Raw genomic sequence first — 23,226 nt, 5'->3', positions numbered from 1 at the left:
TAAAACACTGTTGTTATTGTCAATATCTAAGTCAAAACACGACAAAGTTGACGATTATCTAAAATTGTAACCGCTGACAGTCAAGACTGAACAGAAGGCAAGTTAGTTTTGCCTTTTAATCCTAAGTTAAAGAGAAAATAGGTAAATAGGTATTCAGTGATCAGTCAAAAATAAGCTAACAAAACAGTCTTAAATACTCCGATGTCTCTAACGTTTAATATAAGAGATATTTTAAAGTTGGTCGTTGATTGTTTTGGTCGAAAGACACTTAACAAAGTTAAATTTTATCAGTCAGTGTTACTAATTTTTACTTCATCTTTTGTTAATGACAAGTGATCACCTGAAGTTATTATTAATAGAGATTTTCAAAAAAAATTATCGAGCAATATGTCATCAGTTTTCAAGAGCATAACTTTACCTGTCTTTATAAAAAAACAGCATTTTTTTTCTAAAAATCTTTCTTAAGAATCACCTTTTTCTATAACTTGAGAAATTTTAAATAGTAACAGGATATACCCAGTCTTGATACTCTGAATCTTTATTTTCTGTAATGGCAAATAATTTATTCCGCAATTTTTCCATAATGGGACGTTCTTCTGAGAATTTAAAGGTCTCAATTTGTTTAACAGGAATAATTTTTGCGGCAGTTCCACACAAAAATACTTCATCAGCAATAAACAATTCTGATTTATCAACAGGTCTTTCAATGGTCTCAATTCCTAAAATTTTAGCTATGTTTAAAACACTATCTCTGGTGATTCCTTCTAGTACATCTTGGTCAAGTCCAGGAGTAATTAATTTACCATTTCTAACAAAAAAAATGTTCATTCCTGTTGCTTCACAAACTTTACCTTGAGAGTTCATTAAAATAGCTTCATCAAAACCTGATTCTACTGCTTCTGTTTTGGCTAAAGCTGAGGTAATATAGGCAGCACTAATCTTACCCCGTAAGGGAAAACTACGATCCTCTTGACGATACCAAGAACTAATACGACAACTGATTCCGTCTGAGGATAAATAATCGCCCATTTCTAAGCCATAAACAAAAAAATCTTTTTCAATTTTATGAAGTCTGGGCGCAATTCCCAATCCTGAAGTATAGACTAAGGGTCTAATATAAAAAGAAGTTGACGGCTTATTTTTTCTCACAAAGTCAATAATAATCTGTTCAATTTTTTGTGCCGGCAATTCATAGTTTAAAAATTTCGCACTTTGACTTAAACGTTGACAGTGACGATCTAAACGAAATAATAAGATCTGTGAAGAATTTTCGGGATCAGGAATCCCTCGCATTCCTCCGAAAGCTGCTGTTCCGTAATGTAACCCGTGAGTAGCAATGGAAATGTTCGCATTTTCGAAGGGAATAAATTGATTTTGAAAGTAAGCAATAGGAAGAAATTGATGCATCGCTGGTTCTATGAAGTATTGGGTCTAATACCCTAGATATTTTTATTACTTAAGATATTTCCTAATTATAGGCACAAATAAGCCATCTTTCTAGGTATTAGGTTATAGTTTACTGATTGAAAATTTTAGAAAAAAAGTCGATCCTCTATTATCGAGAATAATCTCCTCATTCTTTCCCTAGCCAATCTATCAGATTTTGCTTTTGGCTATCAGATGGATGATCAATACGAATCACCTCATAGCGACTGGGTTGGGGATCTGCTAAAGTAATAGAAAGAGTTTTCAGTTGATCCTGATGAAAGACCGTAATTGAAATAATATCACCACTTTGGTAGTCTTTTAGACGATCGCTTAATTGGCTTGAATTAACGTAAATTCCATCAATAGCCAACAACTCGTCGTTTGCGTCGAGTCCTCCCATCTCGGCTGGTGACCCAGCTTCAACAAACTTAATAATTTCTTTGTTATTTTCCGATTTAATTCGTATTCCCAGAAAGGGAATAGTTTCATAATCTAGGATAGGTTTTAGCTTTAATCCAAAGAGTTCTAGATAATCATCAAAAGGTAAATCTTCAGTGGCATCAAGATAACGTGCGAAGAAGTTTTGTAAATCAATTCCGGCCACTGACTCAATCACGTCTTGTAGTTGTTGGGGGGTAAAACTAATTTCTAGTTTTCCAAATTCTTGCCACATCTGACTCATAACATTATCGAGTGATCGCTGATTATTGTGACGTGCTCGAATTAATAAATCCAGAAGCAATGAGACTAATTCCCCTTTTAAATAATAGGAAATCTGAACATTATCACTGTGAGCATCGCTGCGATACAATTTAATCCAAGCATCAAAACTTGATTCACTTAAAGAGTGAATTTTTCGCCCTGGCGTGTTCAAATATCGAGTAATATCCTTGCTTAGAATGTCGAGAAAGTTAGCGATATTGTAAACTCCTGCCCTTAGGGGCATTATCATATCATAATAGCTAGTCGTACCTTCTAAAAACCAAAGAGATTTAGTGTAATTTTCTCGCCCATAATCAAAAGTTTCTAGGGCTTTTGGTCGAATACGTTTAGCATTCCACAGATGGAAAAATTCATGAGCTACTAACTGAATAAAATGATTATATTTATCCTTAGCTCGAAAACCAAAACGAGGATAAATTAGAGAACAAGAGCTTTTATGTTCTAATCCCCCGAAACTACTCCCTGATAGATGTAGGATAAATAGATAGTGATCATAGGGAAGTTCTCCATATAATTTGGCTTCTATTTCAATAATTTTTTTTATATCCTTAATAAGGGTAATTGGTCGAATATTGCCATGTCCCCAAATGACTAACTGATGAGATTTTCCTAATACTTCAAACGGATAAATGTTCTGGGTTCCAATTTCAAAGGGACTGTCTACTAAGGTATCATAATCATCTGCTTGAAATAAATTGATTTTTCCAGGAATTTCAGGCAGGGCTGTGCTAACTTTCCATTGAGCAATTGGGGGAATTATTTGTACAGTAATGGACTGTTTTTCTAGCCCTGGAATAAAATAGAATAAGGCGGCTCCATTAAAATAGCCATGAGTCCCATCTAAATGATTTGTCCTGACGGTTAGCTCATTGGCATAAACCTGATAGTCTATCGTAATATCGTTAACATTTACTGTTTCAATTATCCAATGGTTTTTGCTAATTTTCTGACTTGATAACTTTGTTTTATCTTGACTAGAAGATGCACGAAAATACTGAATATGTCTAGCGTATTCCCGAACTAAATATGAACCTGGAGTCCACACAGGCATTCCCAATTCTAGGATAGATTTTTGCCATTGGCTAACTTGTAGCTTCACCTCAAAAATATGGGAATTTGGTTGAGACATAGCTACAGTGTAGGCAATAATTGGAGACGTCTTAGAAATATCTGAGCTATCGTTTCTTGTTGCTCTAGTCATGCTTAAAGTTGTTGAGAAAAATGGTGAATCTGCTTAAGATTACTTAAATATAAATTATGACCAATTAGGTCTATTTCTAGACAACCTTGACTTTGTAATTGAGTTATTGCTGACTGTAATTCTTCTAGAGAAACGTCAGCGATGTCTGCTAAATCTTTTTCAGGAAAATACCAAATTTCTGTCCCTTTCTCAGTAGACTTACCGTAGGTTTCTGCTAACTTAATCAAAGTTTTAGCTAACCTAACTTTAGGAGACTGTTGACGCAATAGAAGACGGCGATAAAGTTGACGAACCCGCCGGACTTGTAGCTGTAACATTCGATGATGTAATTGAGGGTCTTTAAACAGCATTTGTAGGAAGCGCTGAGCGGAAATACTCAATAATTGCAACTCAGACAAAGATATGACCTCAATCGACTTAATAGATTCCTCAATAACCTCCATTTCTCCAAAAAAATCTCCTCGACTGAGAATTTCTAGGGTTGTTTCGGAACCCTGGTAATGGGAACGGACTTTAACCCAACCAGAAACGACAAAGTGAACCGCTTTTCCCCAATCATCCTCCCTCACAACTTTAATATCAGGGGAATAGTCCTCTTGGTCTACAACTGATAAAAACCATTCTAATGTTTCTGGATTAGCTGTATGGAACAAGGGAAACAGCTCGCTAATTGATTGAGTCTCCATGCAAAGTGTGTCAGTGTTTCACTGAAATAACGGGTTAGGAAATCACAAGAGATCTACCATTCCATTACACCATACTGTTTGTCAACTAAGATAGGGTGACTCATAGATTGTGATATAACTATTAAGGCTTAACCTAAGAGATTTTTATTCATGGGGGGTATATGTTACTTCCCCACTGGGATAAATTGGTTTCTCTATGTTAATTTGGCTTTTTAATTACTCCGGATTCACCATTTCAATATTATTCATCGTTCATGACAACACTGACTAGTCCTACTCAACACGAAACTTTATCACAACTTGACCCCACAGTACGTTTAAGGGATATTATCAATACCCTTCCCTTAGACGTATTTACTAAAGACCCTCGTAAAGCATGGTTTAAGGTAGTTCTAAGTATTTTTATGGTGGCTTTAGGGATGGGCGCTTTAACGATCACTCCTTGGTATTTACTGCCTATTCTTTGGGTGTTTACAGGAACTGCTTTGACAGGATTTTTTGTGATTGGTCATGACTGTGGCCATCGTTCTTTTTCTAATCGTACTTGGGTTAATGATTTGGTAGGACATTTAGCTTTTTTACCGATTATCTATCCTTTCCATAGTTGGCGTATTCTCCATAATTACCATCATAAACATACCAACAAGCTTAATGTGGACAACGCCTGGAATCCCCTCACCACAGAATCTTATGAAAGTTCTTCCCCGTTGGCTAAATGGGGTTATCGTCAACTCCGAGGACGATTTTGGTGGTTTGCTTCTGTTGTTCATTGGGCTAAGATTCACTTTGACTGGACGACTTTTACTGGAAAAGAACGAGATCAAGTTCGTTTTTCTGTATTAGTTGTGATTACTAGTGCAGTTATTGGTTTTCCTCTTTTATTAATGACCCTGGGAGTCTGGGGTTTTGTTAAATTTTGGTTGTTACCTTGGTTAGTCTTTCACACCTGGATGAGTACCTTTACTCTAGTGCATCATACAGTCCCGAATATTGCTTTTAAAAAGGCTGACGAATGGAACGAGGCCCAGGCTCAGTTAAGTGGTACCGTTCATTGTGACTATCCCCGTTGGATAGAAATTCTTTGCCATGATATCAATGTTCACATTCCCCACCATATTTCTCCGGGAATTCCCAGTTATAATTTGCGCCAAGCCCATCAAAGTTTAAAGGAGAATTGGGGAAATTATCTTTGTGAATACCGTTTTTCTTGGTCTTTAATCCAGGAGATTACAACTAAGTGCCATCTTTATCACCTCGAGTTTAATTACCAATCTTTTAAGAATTACTACCACAAAAAATCAAAAAATACCAATGTTTCTTATCTGATCTAATAGGGAATTTTGGCTCGAAGTTTCCCTCATTTAGGGAAAGTGCCTTTAGAGACGTTGCATACAGCGTCTCTGCGTTAGTCCAACTGTTGGAGTCTTTGAATAGTGTAATTTGTTGATAATTGACTACTGTTTGCTATTTTCTTGTCGGGCAAGTTTAATGAATCTCTATTTTTACCTTTCTTTATAGAAAAAATAGGTAACAACATTTTGACAGACAATCTTATAAAGATATTTTCTTATCTAAAAAGGCAAAAGCTATTATAATTTACCATTGAAGTTTTAAAAACTATAAACAAGTATAATGTAATATTAAAAAATATAAAGTTGATAATTTAGAGATGGCTATAGATAACTGTTGAACTTTTAAATAAGAAACGGTTAGTGGTAATTAAATTTGGCTCATTTAATTTATGAATTTTTAAAAATGTCTAATTATTTTTACTGCTCTAACTTTGGAAAAATAGGGATATTCGAAACACAAAAATTAAAACAAAAAAGTTGTAAATTCTAGAACTTAAATCAAAGAATGTTAAAGTATTAATTTATACACTTATTTAAGTGGCACTCCTCTAAAAAGTTACGGCAATGCTTTGCGATATGTTAGATACGAAGTAAAAAGATGAACTTTATCTCGATTCTCCTAAAGAGCTTTCTTTTGAGAACAAATAATTATGATATAAAATAATTATTTTATATCTTTATCTAATAGCTGAAAACATGTGCACTGTTAATATGCTTGATTTTAGATTTTATCTTTCTGAGAAAACTTATTTAGAGAATTCTGCTAACATCACTCACAACAGATTATAAAATCTGACCCCAATTTATAAAAAACGAAAAACTCTTATGGTAAAAATACGAGATTTACTCAAAAAAATTTCTATCTCTGGTGAATTTTGTACTGATAAGCTACTTGATCGCCAAATTAAAGGCATTTGCACCAATTCTCATGCTTGTAAACCAGGGGATTTATTTATCGGAATGCCAGGAACCCGTGTTGACGGTGGCCAATTTTGGCAAAGTGCCATAGAAGCAGGGGCGATCGCCGCTATTATTACCCCCCAAGCGGCTGCCCAATTTCCTCCTACCCCTGACGTTTGCATTCTTACAGCAGAGGACATGGTGATAGTTTGTGCCCAAGTAGCCACGACATTTTACAACTATCCAAGTCAACAGTTAAACATGATTGGGATTACCGGAACTAATGGAAAAACCACTATTGCCCACTTAATTGAATTTTTCTTGACTAAAGGACAATACCCCACTGCCTTATTCGGAACCCTATATACTCGTTGGCAGGGGTTTCAACAAACGGCTACTCACACCACTCCCTTTGCCGCAGAATTACAAGGACGACTGGCCGAAGCAGTGGCGGCTCAAAATCAATATTGTGTCATGGAAGTGAGTTCCCACGCCTTAGCCCAGGGAAGGGTTAAAGAATGCCAATTTAAGGTAGGAGTTTTTACCAATCTGACCCAAGATCACCTGGACTTTCATAAAGATATGGAAGATTATTTTTTCGCCAAAAGTCTCTTGTTCAGCTCAGAATACCTTACAGAACGGGCAATTATTAACCTAGATGATCCCTATGGAAAACGGTTAATTGAGGGGTTAAATTCTGATCAGGTATGGAGTTACAGTGTTAGTGATAAAACAGCAGACTTTCATACAAGCAATCTTATCTACGAAGCAGCAGGAGTGTCAGGAGCCTTACATACGCCTCAGGGAACTGTTCCCTTTACTTCCCCCTTAGTCGGACAATTCAATCTATCCAACCTTTTAGCCGCAGTCGCAACGGTCTCACATTTTAAGCTAGATTTAGACGAAATTGTTGCTAAATTACCTGAATTTACAGGGGTTCCAGGGCGTATGGAACGGGTAAAAATTAGTGATGAACAGGATATTAGCGTTATTGTAGACTATGCTCATACCCCTGATAGTCTAGAAAATTTGCTCAATGCTGCCCGTCCCTTTATTCGGGGCAAGATGATTTGTGTTTTCGGGTGTGGCGGCGATCGTGATCGCACTAAACGTCCCCTGATGGGTCGAATTTCCAGCCAATTAGCGGACGTGTGCATTGTCACCTCTGATAACCCCCGAACTGAAGATCCCCAGAGGATCTTAGCTGATATTTTAGAAGGGATTTCGGATTCGGTGAACCCCATTGTTATTAGTGATCGTGCTGAGGCTATTGATCAAGCTATTCAACGAGCAAAACCAGGAGATGGGGTCTTAATTGCCGGAAAAGGTCACGAAGATTATCAAATTTTAGGAACAGAAAAAGTACACTTTGATGATCGTGAACAAGCTAGAAAAGCCTTAGCTGTAAAACTACACTAAAGTATGTAACCCTGTGTAAAGTAAATCAAATGTTCTGACTTTTGATGTAAGGTTTCTAACTCAAACTGCTTGCTCACATAAGTCAATAAGTCAACACAGCTTATAAATATTTAGCCTTAGTCTGTCCAAAAATATTACTTTCCATCTGAATCAATTGTGTTAAACCTCAACAACATCGACTTAAGAGTTATGAACATCTTTCCCAAAATCATCATAACCGATGCAATCTAAATTGCCTACGCTAGGCGAGAGAAGTCAACCACACAGAGAGGGGAAGGGCATCAGTTTCAGTAAATTTTTTCTCCTGGGGTAGCCTCAAAAGCATTGACTAATGACAGGGGAACTTCCTGGATCAATCCAACTCTAAAGGTTGCAAAAAGTTGATCAGCGGCATAAACTTCAACGTTAGATAGATGACTCTGAATAAATATCGACAACGTTAATTATCTTATATCTTTATATTGAAGTAATTGAAGGGAAATTTACATTGCTTTAATTCAAACGATTTATAATCGTGTCTTTAGCAAATATTTTGTTTGACTGCCTTAGCTAAATTATATCTCTCTATAAATAGAATTATAACATTTTTGTAAACTTTATTTGAAGCTATATACCTTCGATTAAAGATGTAAATCAACTGCAATTATATACAAAAATTTTTTTACTATTGCTTTAGTTTTACTTTGACTAAAGTACTTCTACATACTAATAGCGTTTTTCCATTCAATAACTCATTATAACAGAAGTGTGACAACTAGCTATTTATGTTTTATCAGTTAGTAAATCAATCGCTTAATTAAAAGTTATAGAGTTATAAAATTATTAATTTTGCAGATATTTAACTTTTAAAAAAATTACTAATGAGGTCTTTATTTTGAAAATAAGGCAATAAAAATATATTTTTCCCTGTAAACTAGATTTTTCTGATTTTAATTGCTTTATAAGCTGGTAAATATTCAAGGAATATATAAGCTTCTAGCTATAAAGATATCAGAACTTCTATAGAGGAGCACCGTTATTTTATTCTAGCAATTATTCTATAGATGAATTGAAAAGGATCTGTTAGTTGTCTGGTTGATTGATTGGTCTTATTTGTTAGTTTCTATGATTTTAATGAGAATATTTATGGAGTACAACTTCATAAATAAATCTTACGATAAAGGTTAATACCTTTGAATATCTGCTTGTCTTTGCGAGGAAAAATCCTCTAATATTCTAAAATTAGAACTGAAGTATTGAAGCATTTAGACAACAGAAATAGTTTTGTCAAAAATCTTCTCATGATGTCACTAATTAGCAAAAAGTCTTGAGTTAAAAAGATTAACTATTAAGACAGTACCCTAAATTTTGAGAAAATGACTCAAGAAATTAATTGGCTATGATAAGATAGGTTAGTATAGAGAAAAAATAACCTTGTTCATATTTACATTAACTGTTATTTTTTTTAGGTTGAAGATAATAGTTTAAATTGTTTACTATGGACTTACTACGATCACTTCCCATTGGACTCTATCTTGAAAAACCTATCACTTGGTTACATCAACTCGATCCTAGAGTGAAGTTAGTTTGGTTAATGACATTTCTTGCTTCCCCAATTTTAGCTAACCCTCTCTGGCAACTTGGGGTTGTTGGAATTCTAATCTTACTGACCATAGCTGCCCGGATTCCACTAAGAGTCTGGCGACAACAAATGGGCTGGTTAATCATTCTCTCAATCTTCATACTTATAATTACAGCAATCGCCCCTGATGGGTTGGCGGTCAATGCCCAACCTCGACTCTTGGATGGTGACTTATCTTTACCACAGCCTACTGATTATAATTATATTTTATTTGATAAGGGACGGTTGATTACCCGTCGGTCTGTTGAGCTAGGAATCCGTATCAGTACCCTAATTTTTATTCTTATTTATAGTACTAACCTTTATCTTTTAACCACCGCTCCAGAAGAAATTACTGCTGGGTTAGAAGACCTATTAGCACCTTTGCGTCATCTTAAACTTCCCATTACAGAAATTATGCTAACTTTAACTCTTTCGTTACGGTTTATTCCCCTGGTGTTAGAAGAGTTACAAAATTTAGCCAGATCAATTCGGACTAGGGCAATTAATTGGAAAAAATTAGGAATTAAGCGCGCTTTACAGGTCTGGCTAGTTGTAGTTGAAAAATTATTAGAAAATTTGCTGATGCGGGCCGAAGAGATTGCAGTTGCCATGGAAGTCAGAGGGTTTACGAATCCTAATGAACACCGAGTTCAATGGCACCAATTACGCTTAATCCAGTGGGATTGGGTTGCTTTAGCAATTTTAATTCCTTTTTGGTGGGCGCGGGTTATTTTAGGAAAAATGTGATGTGAACTTTCTGTATTTCTAGAAAAAAATCGGCGTTAACTAACAGAGCCTTTTCAAGTCATCTATATCTATAGTGTTGTCAATCTTCTCCTTAGACGTTATGAAACAACAAAAAGCATAAAAATTTATTTGATAGCTTAAGAAAGTCTCTTTGATTGAGATAGAATAATTGCTAGAATAAAATTGCAGTGCCACTCTATAAAAACTAAGTACTCGCTTACATAAAAAATAGATATTACAGTTAATATCCTGACCATATATTGTTTAGCATACAAACTTAAGTTAGCCTAAAAAAATACTTTATGCTTTTGCAGTTTGCACAGATAGAGTTCAAACTCTAACATGGAAATATTTGACGATGTTGAGATAACTCTAATTTTTAAAACCTGGTTTTTTTTAGAAAATCTGAGTTTATTTAGCCATGATTTCTCATTGTACCCGAGTAACTGAAGGAAGACGAACTTATGGAAAATTTATTAATAACTGAGAGGAAAATATTATCTTAATTAGATTGCTCAGTACATCAATTTTTTTACTTATTTTACTTTTGAATAATGAACAAATAAAGAAGCTTTAACTTATTCTAAAATAGACGTATTGAGTCTATAATTAGAAGCTTGTGTCGTTATGAATGACTTACTGAAATATAAGTCTAAAAAGATTGAAAAGTTAATATGTTTGTCAGAGAATAATTTTTTAAATAAACTTATTCTCTTGAATTCAGCCTGATTAAAACTATTATTTGATAATAAAAAATTCTAGTTTAAAAAGATTAGAATCATAAAATTTTCAATTAAGTGATTAATTAAGTAACCAATTAAGTTATAATTAACTGGGTTATTCGGCACTCTTAGTATAAGTTATCTACATCATTCTTGAAATTATTTACACATCTATTATTAGTAATAAAACTTTCTTTTTCTGCTTGTGTTTTTTTACACTTTTTTTAGTACCAGCCAAGCTATTTATTCGGCATAGCACACTAATCAATAGCTTGTATACTTTTATGAATTAATAAAATATACATACTTACATTATTGATCTACATTTTTTTCATATTTATGAAAACTAAGCCACGATTATAGCACATATTAAGAGTAATCTTTTTCTACCTCTAAAATAAGCAATTGAATTGTATAGTTATAACTATGAATTATAGTAGTAATTTTTAATTAAAATTTAAAAGTAGTTAAAATATGCTGTTTATTTAAACTTAGTTATATACCTTTAAAGTTATGGTAAAAAAAGTAAGTAAATGTAAGATTACATAGTTTTTTAAATAGGCAATAAAAATATAGTAAAATTGAATATAAACAAAGGTTAAAGTTATTTTCCAAGTGAAATAATGACAAAACTAAAACAAAAATGACTTAATTATGGAGAAATAAAATTGCTTGGTTTTTTAAAAAAACTAAAATAAGAAGAGGATATATAGATAAAATTAGAAGTAATAATAGAGGAAGCTCTCCATATATTTATAGTTCTCTATAATAGAAACAATGATACTACGATAAAACATAAAATAATAAGAAAATATGTAAAGTTTTTTTAAATAGCAGAAATAGTTTTAGTATAAATATATTAATTTATAATTTATAAGTTTCATTATTCGATGATAACTAGAAGGTATTATTATTTTGATAATGCCACTTTTTATAAAAAAATCATAAACATGATAAAAAAACAGGCTCTAAACTAGAGTATCTCTAGCTTTACTATCTATACTTAAAGAAAATTGATAATTAGTTGTAAAAATTTTTATAAAATATATATTGCCTAAATTCAAAATAATTATAGAAATTGTAAATGTTGTGATATATATTTTCAGATATACTTCCAATGATTTCATCAGTTTTTTTTTCTGTTCACGTATAGTCCACAAAAAAAGATGATAGAAAGGAAATAAGTATCCTTCTTGTTATTTCTATCATTTTAATTTTATTAAAACTAAACCACATATATACAGCCAATAATCATTTTTAATGATTATTGGCTGTATATATGTGGTCTTTCTGCAATTTTTTCTAAAAAACTATTTTAGTACGGATTACTTCTAGCTCTGAACTTTGTTTACTTCCATTGACAGTTCTTTTTTAAGGACTTACATATTTCTTCCAGAATTAACTCAACTTTTCTATTTTTTTAAAAAAATTATTGGCTATGATGAGTTTATTTCCTTTTGCCGAGATCTTTTCAAGAAATTTTGTATTGTCCTTGTTCTAGATTTTTCCCACTTCTCGGATACTCACATAGTACTTATTTTTATTAAAGAAATTATCTAGAAGTTGTTTTTCTAATTACTCTCTAAATAATATTTTATGGTATATTTACTTTGTCTACTATCTCTTTAATTTTCCATATTTTTGAATTTAAGCATGATCTTTTTACTCTTTCTCTAGTTCTAGAGAGAATTTTAGGGTTGCCAGTCAACTTTGTATAGTGCTTACCATTCTAATTCTATTAGCTTAATTTTTAGACAAGTTGAAATCTAGAAGATTGCTCTTCTTTAACTACTTTTCTATTTTTAGATTTATCTAAAATTACTTACTCATGCTGGATGTGGAGCAGCCATTGAGTACTTAGATAATTCTCTTAGAGAAGGATTTTCTAAATGATAGTGAGATACTATTATTCAATTTAGCTTAATGACAATTAATGACCAAAGGTCAACCCCCATGATATGGTGAAAAGAATCATCGATGTAGCAAAAACTAACTATGAGCTAAGGGAAGTCTTCCTTAACATCGTCTTTGTCAAAAACGATTATTCTCGCCGTCGTTAATGGTAAAGGGGACGTAAGTAAAACTACCACAGCCGTCAATTTAGCCGCTATTTTATCAAAAAAACAAGAAGTTTTGTTAGTAGATTCTGAGCATCAGAAATCTGCAACTTGGTGGACACGACGTGACAAAGAAGGTATTTATTTTGATTTAACGGTAGAAAACAACGCTAAATTATTAGCACAAATCTATCAAATCAGTAATTATAGACTTGTTGTAGGTACACCTCCAGCATTGCGTTCAGAAGGCCTAAGAGCTGTGATTTTGTCTGCTGATCATTTAATTTTGTCTATACCACCAACTCTGATGGATTTAACAACCTTAATTAAGTCAGTACACACCATGGTAGTGCCGTTTAAAACTGCTCACCTGGTTTTGTTAACTAAGATAGATTCCCGTAGCGTTAAAGAAACCTTAGAGGCAAAAAATACCCTCCTAGAATTGAAAATTACTCCTACTTGCCATACTTTTATCCGTCAGTATAAAGCCCATGAACGAGCGGTATTAGAAGGAGTTCTTATCACAGAATGGTAGAGGAAAAATGCCAAAGAAGCTCAAGCGGATTATCGTAGGGTAACAGAAGAGTCACAACGAGATTCGAGTAAATTATGATAAAGAAAAGTTTATCTGATTTCCTAAGGAAAGAAGCTTTCTCAGATGTTCCTAGAAATACCTCCGACACAACTAAAGAAAAAAGTCCTCAGGCTCTCCCCTCATCGCAATTTACTACCAATGCTAGGTTAAGTCGCATGAATAAAGCTGAACTCGAAATTAAAGTTCGGGAATTAACCGAAACTTTAGATAAAACTAATAAACAAGTTAATGAGCTACAAATGAGCTTAGAACAAGAAAAAATATCGGTCACAAGTCTTAAACTAGATACTCACAAAGCGAATCAATATCAGACAGAATTGGAAAAACAAAAACAACTAGTTGAAAGGCTTAACACGCAACTCAAAAAAAAGGAAGAGATTGCTGTTAAATTAGCTCAACAACAAGTAATTGATAAACTCAAAGCTGAAGTAGCCCAAAAATCAAATTTACCTAAATCTTCTCCTGAGTCTCAAGCAGCAATGGTTCTTAAAATTAAAAAATCTCAGACAAGTCATCCGCCGCGATTATTTGAAGATTATGTTGCATCCTCTTTATCCAAGGAGAAACTGACCAATGAGAATATATGGTGGTTTGATTAGGGGGAAAAAATAGGAAAAAATAAGTAATAACCATGTCTAACAGTGAATTTCGCGAACGAGAGACTCTTAAAAATCTAATTCTTTATTATTTATTTAAGGGAATTATTATTGCTCCAATCTTCTATACTTATTTCCGAGGGAAAATTTATGGACTTGAAAATGTTCCGCTAAAAAATCCTTTAATTATTGTCAGTAACCACGCTAGTTACTTTGATCCTCCTATTTTGGGCAGTGGAGTTGGTCGTCCCGTGGCATACATGGCTAAACAAGAGTTATTTGAGATTCCCTTCTTGAGAAAGGGAATTGAGTTATATGGAGCCTACCCTGTTAAACGAAGTTCAGGTGATCGCGGGGCAATTCGGGCGGCCTTAAATGCTCTCAAAGAAGGATGGATTGTAGGTATTTTCCTTGAAGGAACTCGCACAACAGATGGTCGTATTCATGAACCCAAATTGGGAGCAGCTATGATTGCTGCTAAAGCTCAACTTCCCTTACTTCCAGTCTGTTTATGGGGGACTGATAAAATCCTCCCCAAGGGTGTTCGTGTTCCCCTTCCTGTTCCTATTACTTTACGCATTGGAACCTTAATCGATCCCCCTGCATCAGTTAAACGTCCTGAATTAACAGCTGTTACCCAAAAATGTGCTATGGCCATTAACAAAATGCATGATTTAGGGCGTTAGACTATTGACATTGTTGATGAGCACGGGCTTTTTGTACCTCACAATAAAACCTTGCTACCTCACCTCTACTTTTCTAGATAGAAAATACTTCCATTTACCTACCCCACCTAGGTACCTCCAAAGTCAGCACTACCAACATTCCTATCAGCTTTAGTTGTCAAGTCTTGAGCTCATTTTCATCTCAGCCCTGAGATTATTGCGGAATTCCTCCACGGTTCGAGGCGTTCCCTTTTGTTTATAGCATGGGTCCCCAGTGTGGAAGCTAAAGACCTGATTAACTCCTTGGTAATTCATCGAAGGAGTTGATGAATCACAATATATTATTATTGGGGAATTTTAAAGCGTACTTGAGGCGGCAATAGAAATCACCTGCCATAATTGCTGAGTATTTTTCTGATTCCGAGGAATCAAGCAAGGAAAAACAGATAGATTTTCAACTCGATTGGCTGCTTCAGTTGTTTTTAAGTCTAAGGTGACTAAAGGTAACTCAGCTAATCTAGGTTGTTCAGAAAATAATTGTACGTAATCGGTTGGATCATCAAGATAACGGCCATCTAGGATCACTACATCTACTTGCCAAACACTGGTTAATATTTGTGCTTGTTCGAGATCATCGCCTTCAAGAATACGATGATTCAATTGAGAGGACAAATCCGTTAAAGCCCAGTCTAGAGGAGAGCATAGAACAGAGCTAGTTTTGCCATCAGAATAGTTAGGACAAAGGCTTAATAGAGTCAAAGCACGATCAGAAGTCTTTTTTAGAGGATTAACTTCCCCAAAAATTGTTTTTAACACTGATGAATCAAGAGGAACTGATACAAAGCCGTCCGCTTGATTTGGTTCTTTAAAAGGTTGACGATTCTCCGTAGTTGTCATGAAAACGCGAATTTTCCGAGTTTGGGGATCGGATTTGAGTAATGTCAATACGTCCCATCCCGATAGTAAGGGTAATAAGGGATTTAGCAAAATAGCATAGGGACGTAATCGTCGTGCTTTTTCCACTGCTTCTGTGCCAGTACGGGCGATAACCACTCGATAGCCTAATTCACTCAGCTTACTCATCAAATTTTCGATACATTGAGGAATGGCTTCGACAATCAACACCAAGGGATAAGAACTTGGCGAAGATTGATGGTGATGTTTCTTATCCTGAGATTTAGCATCAGGGGGCAACAGTAGTGTAAACTGACTTCCTTGTCCTGCTTTAGAAATAAAAGAAATCTCACCCCCGTGAGCTCTTGCTAAGCGCTGGGTTAGTATCAGTCCTAAGCCAGTCCCTTCAAATTTACTAGTCAACGGATTTTCTAATTGTTGGAATTTCTGAAAGATCAAGTGTTGGGACTCTTCAGGAATGCCAATGCCTGTATCCCAAACGTTAAACGCAACCCAATCCTCCCAGTAATTTACTTTTATGCCAACTGATCCACCAGATTTGCTAAATTTTATAGCATTATCTAACAGATTCACTAACATCTGATGTAACCGCAGTTCATCGGCTAAGAAAAACTCTAATCCTGGTTCTATTTCTAGGAAAAACGATATGGAGTTATCGATTTTATCCTGGTATTTTTCAGCGATGGAATGGTAGGCTCGTTCACAGACACTTTGGATGTTAAGTGAAATAAAAGTCAACTTAAGCTGCCCCGTTTCTAAGTGAGTAAGATCGAGTAAATCGTTCACTATAGTCATTAATTGACGGCCACTGCGGTAAATTGACTGGGCATAATGGATTTGACGAGAATTAAGTTTACCAACTTTTTGTTCTCTTAAAAGACTCGACAATCCCACCACTGCTGTGAGGGGTGATTTTAACTCATGGCTAATACAAGCGAGGAATTCATCTTTGAGACGATTAAGCTGAACTAAATCAGCATTTTTTGCCGCTAATTCTCGACACAGCCTTTGCTGCTCTGTGACATCAGTGGCTAAGACTAGAGAAACTTCTTCATCTTCTGTGCTTAAGGGACATTTAACAAATTTCCAAACTCTTTCTTTGCCTAGATTAGGGCTGATTAATGAGCTAGGAGAAGGCAACGGAGGATGTAACGAATTGGTATCGTTTATAGGCTCTTGAGGTTTACACTTCTCAGGAATAGATTGAAACCATTGAGAATAAGAAGGATGAGTCGTCAGAGAAGAACGGTCTGCTAAGTAGTAGGGGGAGGGAAAGTGAGAAGCAAGGGTTTGGCCAACTGCGACGACTTGATCCGAGAGAGATTGTAGTTTTTGGCTCGATAAGGAGCAAGTACTAGCATTATTAGAGGGAATTAATTCCCCAATTTGCTCACGCCAAGTACGATTTCGTTGTATCACATTTCCCTGTTTTGTTTGTAACATAACTGGTAAGGGAAATTGCTCTAACAATTCTATCAGTAACGATCCTGAGGTGACTAATGAAGAAAGTTGACTGGCAATAGGGAATGTTTGAGTCAAAAAAGCTTTTAGCATTTTTCGGCTATCGAAAAGTCCCTGAAAGTTTCCACTATCATTCACAAGTCCATAGGTAGGAGAAGTCCTTGGGTCAACGTTCTTGTCTTGTAAATAAGCAGAAAAATCTATGACTTTTAGGTCATAAGGAATAAGTACTAAAGGAGTTAACAAATTCTCCAGGTCATTTAGCGTCAACGATTGAGATACTTGAGTACTGTTTTCAGAAAACCTAGACAATGAAGGCATAGCCTCAAAAGACTGTTGTAGGAGTAATGAAAGAAAATAATGGCTAGAGACCATGCCTAATGGCTTTTGGTCACAATCTACCATTACTACCTGCTCATAGTTCCCTGAGCGAAATAGGGTAGTAATCTCTTCAATGGTGATAGAAGATTGACAAATCGGGACAGGGTGCAGGAATTGTTTTAGGGTCAGCATCGGCCTAACGGGGGTGATTCTGTCCGAATACAAGACAGGTATCTCTATCCTTCATTTTAAATCTTGCCTTGATTAGTAGTCTTTAAAGACTTAGAAATTACAAATGATTACAATTCTTAGAATAAGTTTACAAAAATTTTTTAGTACAAAAACTTATGGCTTATCTAAACCAGCTATGAAGTCTTGCAAAGCAAGACTTCATAGCTTTTACAAACTTGAGCTCTATAAAAATTCAGTTTTTGAACTTGTTCAATACAGTTGAAATGAGAGTCTTGAAAGTCGTTAGCTACTAATTTATCAAACTCAGTTAAAAATATTTCATGTTTAGGCAGATTTATATTCAACAATTATTTCTATAATTGTTCTTAACATTTAAGTTAATTTCAACAAGTAAAAAATAAAAAAATTTCTCGCAAACTCATGGATAAAAAGCACATTTAACTTTTTAAAAGATATTTATACAATTACTTAATTACTAGTAAAACTTGTTTTTATAAGAATTAAATATTATATTATTTTCTCTCTACATAAAATAATATAATATTTTTTGCTCAAGTATTTTTTTATTTCTTTTTTTTAAAAAAAATTAGAGTTAAACACAAAATATTTTGATCGCTATCGTAGTACTTATTTTAAAAAAATCAACTATTCTCTACAATTATATTCATTTTAAAAAACTAAATACTGAAGATTTATTTTTATTTTTCAAGTTTTATTCGATCCTAAATTTTAAAAAATAACGAATGATTCTAAGAGTTTATTGAACTTTTTTTTAAAAAAAAGAAGAAAGATGATTCTTGGTTATTAGAAAGTACGTTCATCCTTTTATAAAGGCTATTCAATAGATTTGATCTTTTCTTTCCTTTACTTGAATAATCCAATCATAAAGATAATTTATGATTGGATTATTCAAATATCTTACCTATTCTGCAATTATTTTGGCTTTGTTTTTTACATTTACATATAAAACTTGGGTTCTTGTCCTCGTTTGGGAGTATTTGTTTATCGCCAGTTAACTCTCAAAGTTCTTGATTTTTAAATTTTTTTAACTAATTTTTAGGCTAAGTTAGTATCTAGCAACTATTATTCTTTAACTATTTTTTAGTAGTAGGCTTATTTAAGCTTACCTGCTATAAAATGTAGCGCTATCTTGATCACGAAGAATTGATAATAGTAAACTTGTAAGTGAGTGCTTGATTTTTCTTGAGAAAGTTTAGTCCAAGACCCTGAATTATCTGATCTGAAAGTATTTGTGTTAACTTTTATGGGAAGGAGTTGCTGATACTCTTCAGTTTGTTCTTTAATAATTCTCTAGTGACCTAGTTCTTAATATTAAAACCTTGCAATCTAGATTATCAATTTTTCTCTATATCAGAGATCACCGCATTGCCAAGAATTTGACGAATATTCTGAGCGGTAAATCCTACTCTATTCAACTAGTTGACTCTTCTCAGGAGCTGCTCAACTTAGTAAACAGTCATGACGTGCAAATTGACTGTCTAGTTATTTTCCGAGATACTACAGTCTCCCCTTTATTTAATCAACTTTACGAGCAAGGAACCATACTTCCGGTGGTTATTATTGAACCAGAGTTAGATCCAGAGGCTCTGCCAGAAACAGTTGGAGCCCTAACGTGCCTCTATCATAGTGCGGAGGTAAGACAGCCAGTGACTACCTTGGATAATATTGAGAAATCTCTTGAGCTAGCCATTGCACAGTTTTTACGTTTGGGGCCAAGTTGTTCTTTAGTGAAAAGTCCAGTTTCCTTGCCCGAAGTCTTGGTTTCTGATAAACAGTTAAGTTTTCTGCTCTTGCAACAACGTCGGTTGGCAGAAAAGCTTAAGGAAAGACTGGGCTATTTAGGGGTGTTTTATAAGAGAAACCCCAGACATTTTTTTCGAAATTTTTCTGAAACGCAACAAGAAGAACTTATAAAGCATTTAACTGAAGAATATCGAAAAATTATTCTTAATTACTTTAGTAATGAGACTGAAATTAACCAATTTATTGATCAATTTGTAAATAAAGCTTTTTTTTCTGATATTGCAATTTCTAAAGTTTTAGAAATTCATATGGAGTTAATCGATGAATTTTCTCAGCAGCTTAAAATAGAAGGCCGCAGTGATGAAATTCTTTTAGATTACCGCTTAACTATCATTGATATTTTGGCGCATCTGGGAGAAATGTATCGCCGCTCAGTTCCCAGGGAAAATCTTTATGTTTGATTTATTTTACAAAACAAATTAAGGCATTGTTGCTATCCTAAACTTTGTGATAAATAAAAAAATTGGCTCTTCCAGATTAAGTATGATAAATTAGTTGCTAATAACTTCTGAAACTTTTATTTTGACTGCATTGTGTGACAATAAAAACTCTGCTTTTTGTTAAAAAAAAGTTTTTTAAGTCTTGGAAGCCTTGTCAAATAAAACTTTAAGCTTTTGTTAATTATGGTTTTATCGCAGCTGGGCTACGAAAGACCAAAAAATATTTTTAAACAATATTCTTGATCTCAAAATATTCTGATCTTTAGCCGATGATAAACTTCAAAAAAACTTATGTTCTTAAGCTTTATGTGGCAGGCAATACCACTAACTCTGTCAAAGCTTTAAAAATGCTCAAAAATATTCTCGAGGATGAATTTAGAGGAGTTTATGCCCTCAAAGTTATTGATGTTCTAAAAAACCCTCGATTAGCTGAGGAAGATAAGATTTTAGCAACCCCAACCTTAGCTAAAATTCTACCCCCCCCTGTTCGTAAGATCATAGGAGATCTTTCAGATAGAGAAAAAGTTCTTATTGGCTTAGATCTTCTTTATGAAGAAATCAAAGAAAGAGAAGATAATTCGTAAAAAGAATATCCATGTTGTTTGCTAATATATTAAGACAAACTTGCATATCTTTACATCTTAACTTAAGTTATCGTTAATCTTTAATAAGAAGAGTCAATAAATCAACAATGAATGAACCGCTTCCTAACGGGCAAACATCAGAAAAACTACCTCCCAAAGGAGTCCGTAAGATTCGGACTATGATTGAAGGGTTTGATGAAATTAGCCATGGCGGACTTCCTATTGGAAGAACTACCTTGGTGAGTGGAACATCAGGAACTGGTAAAACTTTACTAGCAATTCAATTTCTATATCATGGGATTAAATATTTTGATTATCCGGGATTATTTGTAACCTTTGAGGAATCGCCGGCAGACGTTATTCAAAATGCCTATAGTTTTGGTTGGGATTTACAAGAAATTATTGATAAGGGTCAACTATTTATTCTTGATGCTTCACCTGATCCTGATGGACAAGAAGTAGTAGGAAGTTTTGATTTATCGGCCCTAATTGAACGCATTCAGTATGCAATTCATAAGTATAAAGCAAAACTTGTTTCTATCGACTCAGTAACGGCAGTTTTTCAACAATACGATGCAGCCTCCGTGGTACGTCGAGAGATTTTCCGTTTGGTAGCACGGTTAAAACTTCTAGGGGTTACTTCAATTATGACTACAGAACGGGTGGAGGAATACGGGCAGATCGCTCGTTTTGGGGTAGAAGAATTCGTTTCTGATAATGTGGTCATTTTACGAAATGTTTTAGAAGGAGAACGTCGTCGAAGAACAGCCGAAATCCTTAAATTGCGCGGGACAACCCATATGAAAGGAGAGTATCCTTTCACCATTACTAATGATGGAATTAATATTTTTCCGTTAGGAGCTATGCGACTTACTCAGCGTTCTTCAAATGCTCGAGCTTCTTCGGGCATTAAAACTCTTGATGAAATGTGTGGAGGAGGCTTTTTTAAAGACTCAATTATTCTGGCAACTGGAGCAACAGGAACTGGTAAAACTTTGCTGGTAAGTAAGTTTTTGGAAGAAGGTTGTCGTCAAGGAGAAAGGTCAATTTTATTTGCTTACGAAGAGTCACGTGCCCAACTATCTCGGAATGCTTTTTCCTGGGGAATTGATTTTGAAGAAATGGAACAGAAGGGATTACTAAAATTATTATGTAGCTATCCAGAATCTGCTGGATTAGAGGATCATCTACAGATCATTAAATCAGAAATTTCTGAATTTAAACCGTCACGAATTGCCATTGATTCTCTCTCAGCATTAGCAAGAGGAGTTACTAATAACGCCTTTCGTCAGTTTGTGATTGGGGTAACAGGTTACGCGAAACAAGAAGAGATCACAGGGTTTTTTACCAACACAACTGATCAATTTATGGGTTCTCATTCTATTACAGAATCTCATATTTCTACCATTACTGATACTATTCTCATGCTGCAATATGTAGAAATTAGAGGGGAAATGTCTAGAGCAATTAATGTCTTTAAAATGCGAGGGTCCTGGCATGATAAAGGGATTCGAGAATACATTATTGATCAAGGTGGTCCAAGAATTCAGGGTTCATTTCGTAATTACGAAGGCATTATCAGTGGTTCTCCTACTCGAATTACCATTGATGAAAAAAATGAATTTTCCCGTATTGTTCGCGGAGTTAAAGATAAATCTCTTGATGAGTAGTTAATGATTAAGCTGTTATGTATTTGAATCGTTTATTGGAGATTTAAGGACAAAATCTTTCTCACAGTCAAAATTATAAGTTCAGATAACGAACAGCTTAATCTTTTTTTCCATCTTCTAAATCTTTCATCCGTTCAGAAAATCGGAGTTTAGCTGAACGAGAACGGTGATTTCTAGCTTTCTCTTGAGGTTGAGAAGTAATTGGTTTTTTAGTAACTACTATCAACGTTGAAGAGTCACGAAAACGATGCTTTACAATACGATCTTCGAGACTATGAAAACTAATGATTCCGAACCGTCCTCCAGGTTTTAGCCACTGGGGAGCCCGATCTAAAAATCTTTCTAAAGACACAAGTTCCTCATTCACTGCAATTCGTAATGCTTGAAAAACACGAGTAGCGGGATGAATACGTCCATAACGATATTTAGGAGGAACTGTGTCAGCAATAGCCTGGGCTAGTTGGGTAGTTGTACGAAATGGCCTTTGCTGTACGATGCGCCTAGCAATAAGTCGTGATCGCCGTTCTTCTCCATAATGAAAAAAAAGTTCAACTAGAGACTTTTCGTCCCAATGATTAATAATTTTAGCCGCCGTCAGAAACTGGTTTTGATCCATCCGCATATCCAGAGAAGCTTCATGACGAAAACTAAACCCCCGTTCAGGAAGATCAAATTGGGGAGAACTGACCCCCAAGTCGGTGATAATACCCGAAAACTCTGCTTTTTTTCCTGGATAATCAGCAAAATTTCCTTGCCACAACCGAACTCGTTCTCGACCAAATTTTTCTAACTTGCCAGTAGCTGCTGCAATCGCCTGTTGATCGCGATCAATACCAGTTATCCGTACATCTCGAAAGGCATTTAAAATTAAGAGACTATGTCCACCACTTCCCACTGTTGCGTCTAAATAATGTCCTTCCGGACGAATTTTTAATCCAGCAATGACTTCTTGCGATAAAACAGGAATATGGATAAATGAAGTCTCTTGAATGTTGGTAAAAGTTGTCGAAGCAGGATTATTTAAGTAAGTCATAGAAAAGGATAAATAATTGAGAATCACACAGATTGCTAGGGACAGGAGAAATTATGAACAATGTAGTCTAAGTTCCCCTTGGAGATCACAGG

Annotated in this window: 14 protein-coding genes and 1 pseudogene; 9 read left to right on the top strand and 6 right to left on the bottom strand. The window is 34.7% G+C overall.

All coding sequences use genetic code 11. From position 1 onward, the window contains the following. Positions 1-495: 495 nt before the first annotated feature. The 3 genes from P3F56_RS01610 to P3F56_RS01600 form a co-directional block, all read right to left on the bottom strand. A complete protein-coding gene (locus tag P3F56_RS01610) occupies positions 496-1,407 on the bottom strand; it encodes a branched-chain amino acid transaminase (protein WP_281153019.1) in 912 nt (303 codons plus the stop codon). 166 nt (positions 1,408-1,573) lie between these two features. Then, entirely contained in the window at positions 1,574-3,352 is a 1,779-nt protein-coding gene (locus P3F56_RS01605; RefSeq protein ID WP_281153018.1) for a M61 family metallopeptidase, read from the bottom strand. 2 nt (positions 3,353-3,354) lie between these two features. Continuing rightward, positions 3,355-4,038 carry a Crp/Fnr family transcriptional regulator gene (locus P3F56_RS01600; RefSeq protein ID WP_281153017.1) on the bottom strand — a complete coding sequence of 228 codons (684 nt, stop codon included), beginning with the start codon at positions 4,036-4,038 and terminating at the stop codon, positions 3,355-3,357. A gap of 254 nt (positions 4,039-4,292) precedes the next feature. Here P3F56_RS01600 and P3F56_RS01595 point away from each other — a divergent pair, with 254 nt between their 5' ends. Continuing rightward, positions 4,293-5,369, top strand: coding sequence for a fatty acid desaturase (locus P3F56_RS01595; protein WP_281153016.1), 1,077 nt, complete (start codon positions 4,293-4,295; stop codon positions 5,367-5,369). Positions 5,370-6,215: 846 nt separating this feature from the next. Beyond that, positions 6,216-7,709: a UDP-N-acetylmuramoyl-L-alanyl-D-glutamate--2,6-diaminopimelate ligase gene (locus P3F56_RS01590; protein ID WP_281153015.1), complete on the top strand. Its 1,494-nt coding sequence runs from the start codon at positions 6,216-6,218 to the stop codon at positions 7,707-7,709. A 287-nt stretch (positions 7,710-7,996) separates the two neighbouring features. Here P3F56_RS01590 and P3F56_RS01585 read toward each other — a convergent pair whose 3' ends face one another. Continuing rightward, the gene (locus P3F56_RS01585; RefSeq protein WP_281153014.1) at positions 7,997-8,146 is read right to left on the bottom strand and encodes a hypothetical protein; all 150 of its coding nucleotides are present in this window, start codon (positions 8,144-8,146) and stop codon (positions 7,997-7,999) included. A 1,040-nt stretch (positions 8,147-9,186) separates the two neighbouring features. On the opposite strand from P3F56_RS01585, the gene P3F56_RS01580 reads away from it, so the two are divergent. The 4 genes and pseudogenes from P3F56_RS01580 to P3F56_RS01565 all read left to right on the top strand — a co-directional run bounded on the left by P3F56_RS01580 (position 9,187) and on the right by P3F56_RS01565 (position 14,715). Continuing rightward, the gene (locus tag P3F56_RS01580) at positions 9,187-10,059 is read left to right on the top strand and encodes an energy-coupling factor transporter transmembrane component T family protein (RefSeq protein ID WP_281153013.1); all 873 of its coding nucleotides are present in this window, start codon (positions 9,187-9,189) and stop codon (positions 10,057-10,059) included. 2,750 nt (positions 10,060-12,809) lie between these two features. After that, a pseudogene (locus P3F56_RS01575) lies at positions 12,810-13,451 on the top strand (ParA family protein). Continuing rightward, the gene (locus tag P3F56_RS01570; RefSeq protein ID WP_281153011.1) at positions 13,448-14,032 is read left to right on the top strand and encodes a hypothetical protein; all 585 of its coding nucleotides are present in this window, start codon (positions 13,448-13,450) and stop codon (positions 14,030-14,032) included. The pseudogene P3F56_RS01575 and the gene P3F56_RS01570 overlap by 4 nt, the downstream one beginning before the upstream one ends. Positions 14,033-14,064: 32 nt before the next feature. Next, on the top strand, positions 14,065-14,715 hold the full coding sequence (locus P3F56_RS01565) for a lysophospholipid acyltransferase family protein (RefSeq protein WP_281153010.1): 651 nt from the start codon (positions 14,065-14,067) through the stop codon (positions 14,713-14,715). A 336-nt stretch (positions 14,716-15,051) separates the two neighbouring features. Here the strand turns inward: P3F56_RS01565 and P3F56_RS01560 are convergent, their stop codons facing one another. Next, positions 15,052-17,583 carry an ATP-binding response regulator gene (locus P3F56_RS01560; RefSeq protein ID WP_281153009.1) on the bottom strand — a complete coding sequence of 844 codons (2,532 nt, stop codon included), beginning with the start codon at positions 17,581-17,583 and terminating at the stop codon, positions 15,052-15,054. 1,340 nt (positions 17,584-18,923) lie between these two features. Between P3F56_RS01560 and P3F56_RS01555 the strand changes: the two genes are divergently transcribed. The 3 genes from P3F56_RS01555 to kaiC all read left to right on the top strand — a co-directional run bounded on the left by P3F56_RS01555 (position 18,924) and on the right by kaiC (position 22,101). Continuing rightward, the gene (locus P3F56_RS01555; protein WP_281153008.1) at positions 18,924-19,808 is read left to right on the top strand and encodes a circadian clock protein KaiA; all 885 of its coding nucleotides are present in this window, start codon (positions 18,924-18,926) and stop codon (positions 19,806-19,808) included. A 308-nt stretch (positions 19,809-20,116) separates the two neighbouring features. After that, a complete protein-coding gene (kaiB, locus tag P3F56_RS01550; RefSeq protein ID WP_281153007.1) occupies positions 20,117-20,431 on the top strand; it encodes a circadian clock protein KaiB in 315 nt (104 codons plus the stop codon). Positions 20,432-20,538: 107 nt separating this feature from the next. Continuing rightward, positions 20,539-22,101, top strand: a complete 1,563-nt coding sequence (gene kaiC, locus P3F56_RS01545) for a circadian clock protein KaiC (RefSeq protein WP_281153006.1) — start codon at positions 20,539-20,541, stop codon at positions 22,099-22,101. Positions 22,102-22,198: 97 nt separating this feature from the next. Here kaiC and rsmH read toward each other — a convergent pair whose 3' ends face one another. Next, positions 22,199-23,134, bottom strand: coding sequence for a 16S rRNA (cytosine(1402)-N(4))-methyltransferase RsmH (rsmH, locus tag P3F56_RS01540; RefSeq protein WP_281153005.1), 936 nt, complete (start codon positions 23,132-23,134; stop codon positions 22,199-22,201). Between the last annotated feature and the right edge of the window lie 92 nt (positions 23,135-23,226).

The organism is cyanobacterium endosymbiont of Epithemia clementina EcSB (assembly GCF_029919255.1).
Taxonomy (GTDB): Bacteria; Cyanobacteriota; Cyanobacteriia; order Cyanobacteriales; family Microcystaceae; genus Rippkaea.
The sequence above is the reverse complement of the archived record's forward strand: the minus strand, read 5'-3'. Positions and strand labels throughout refer to the sequence as shown.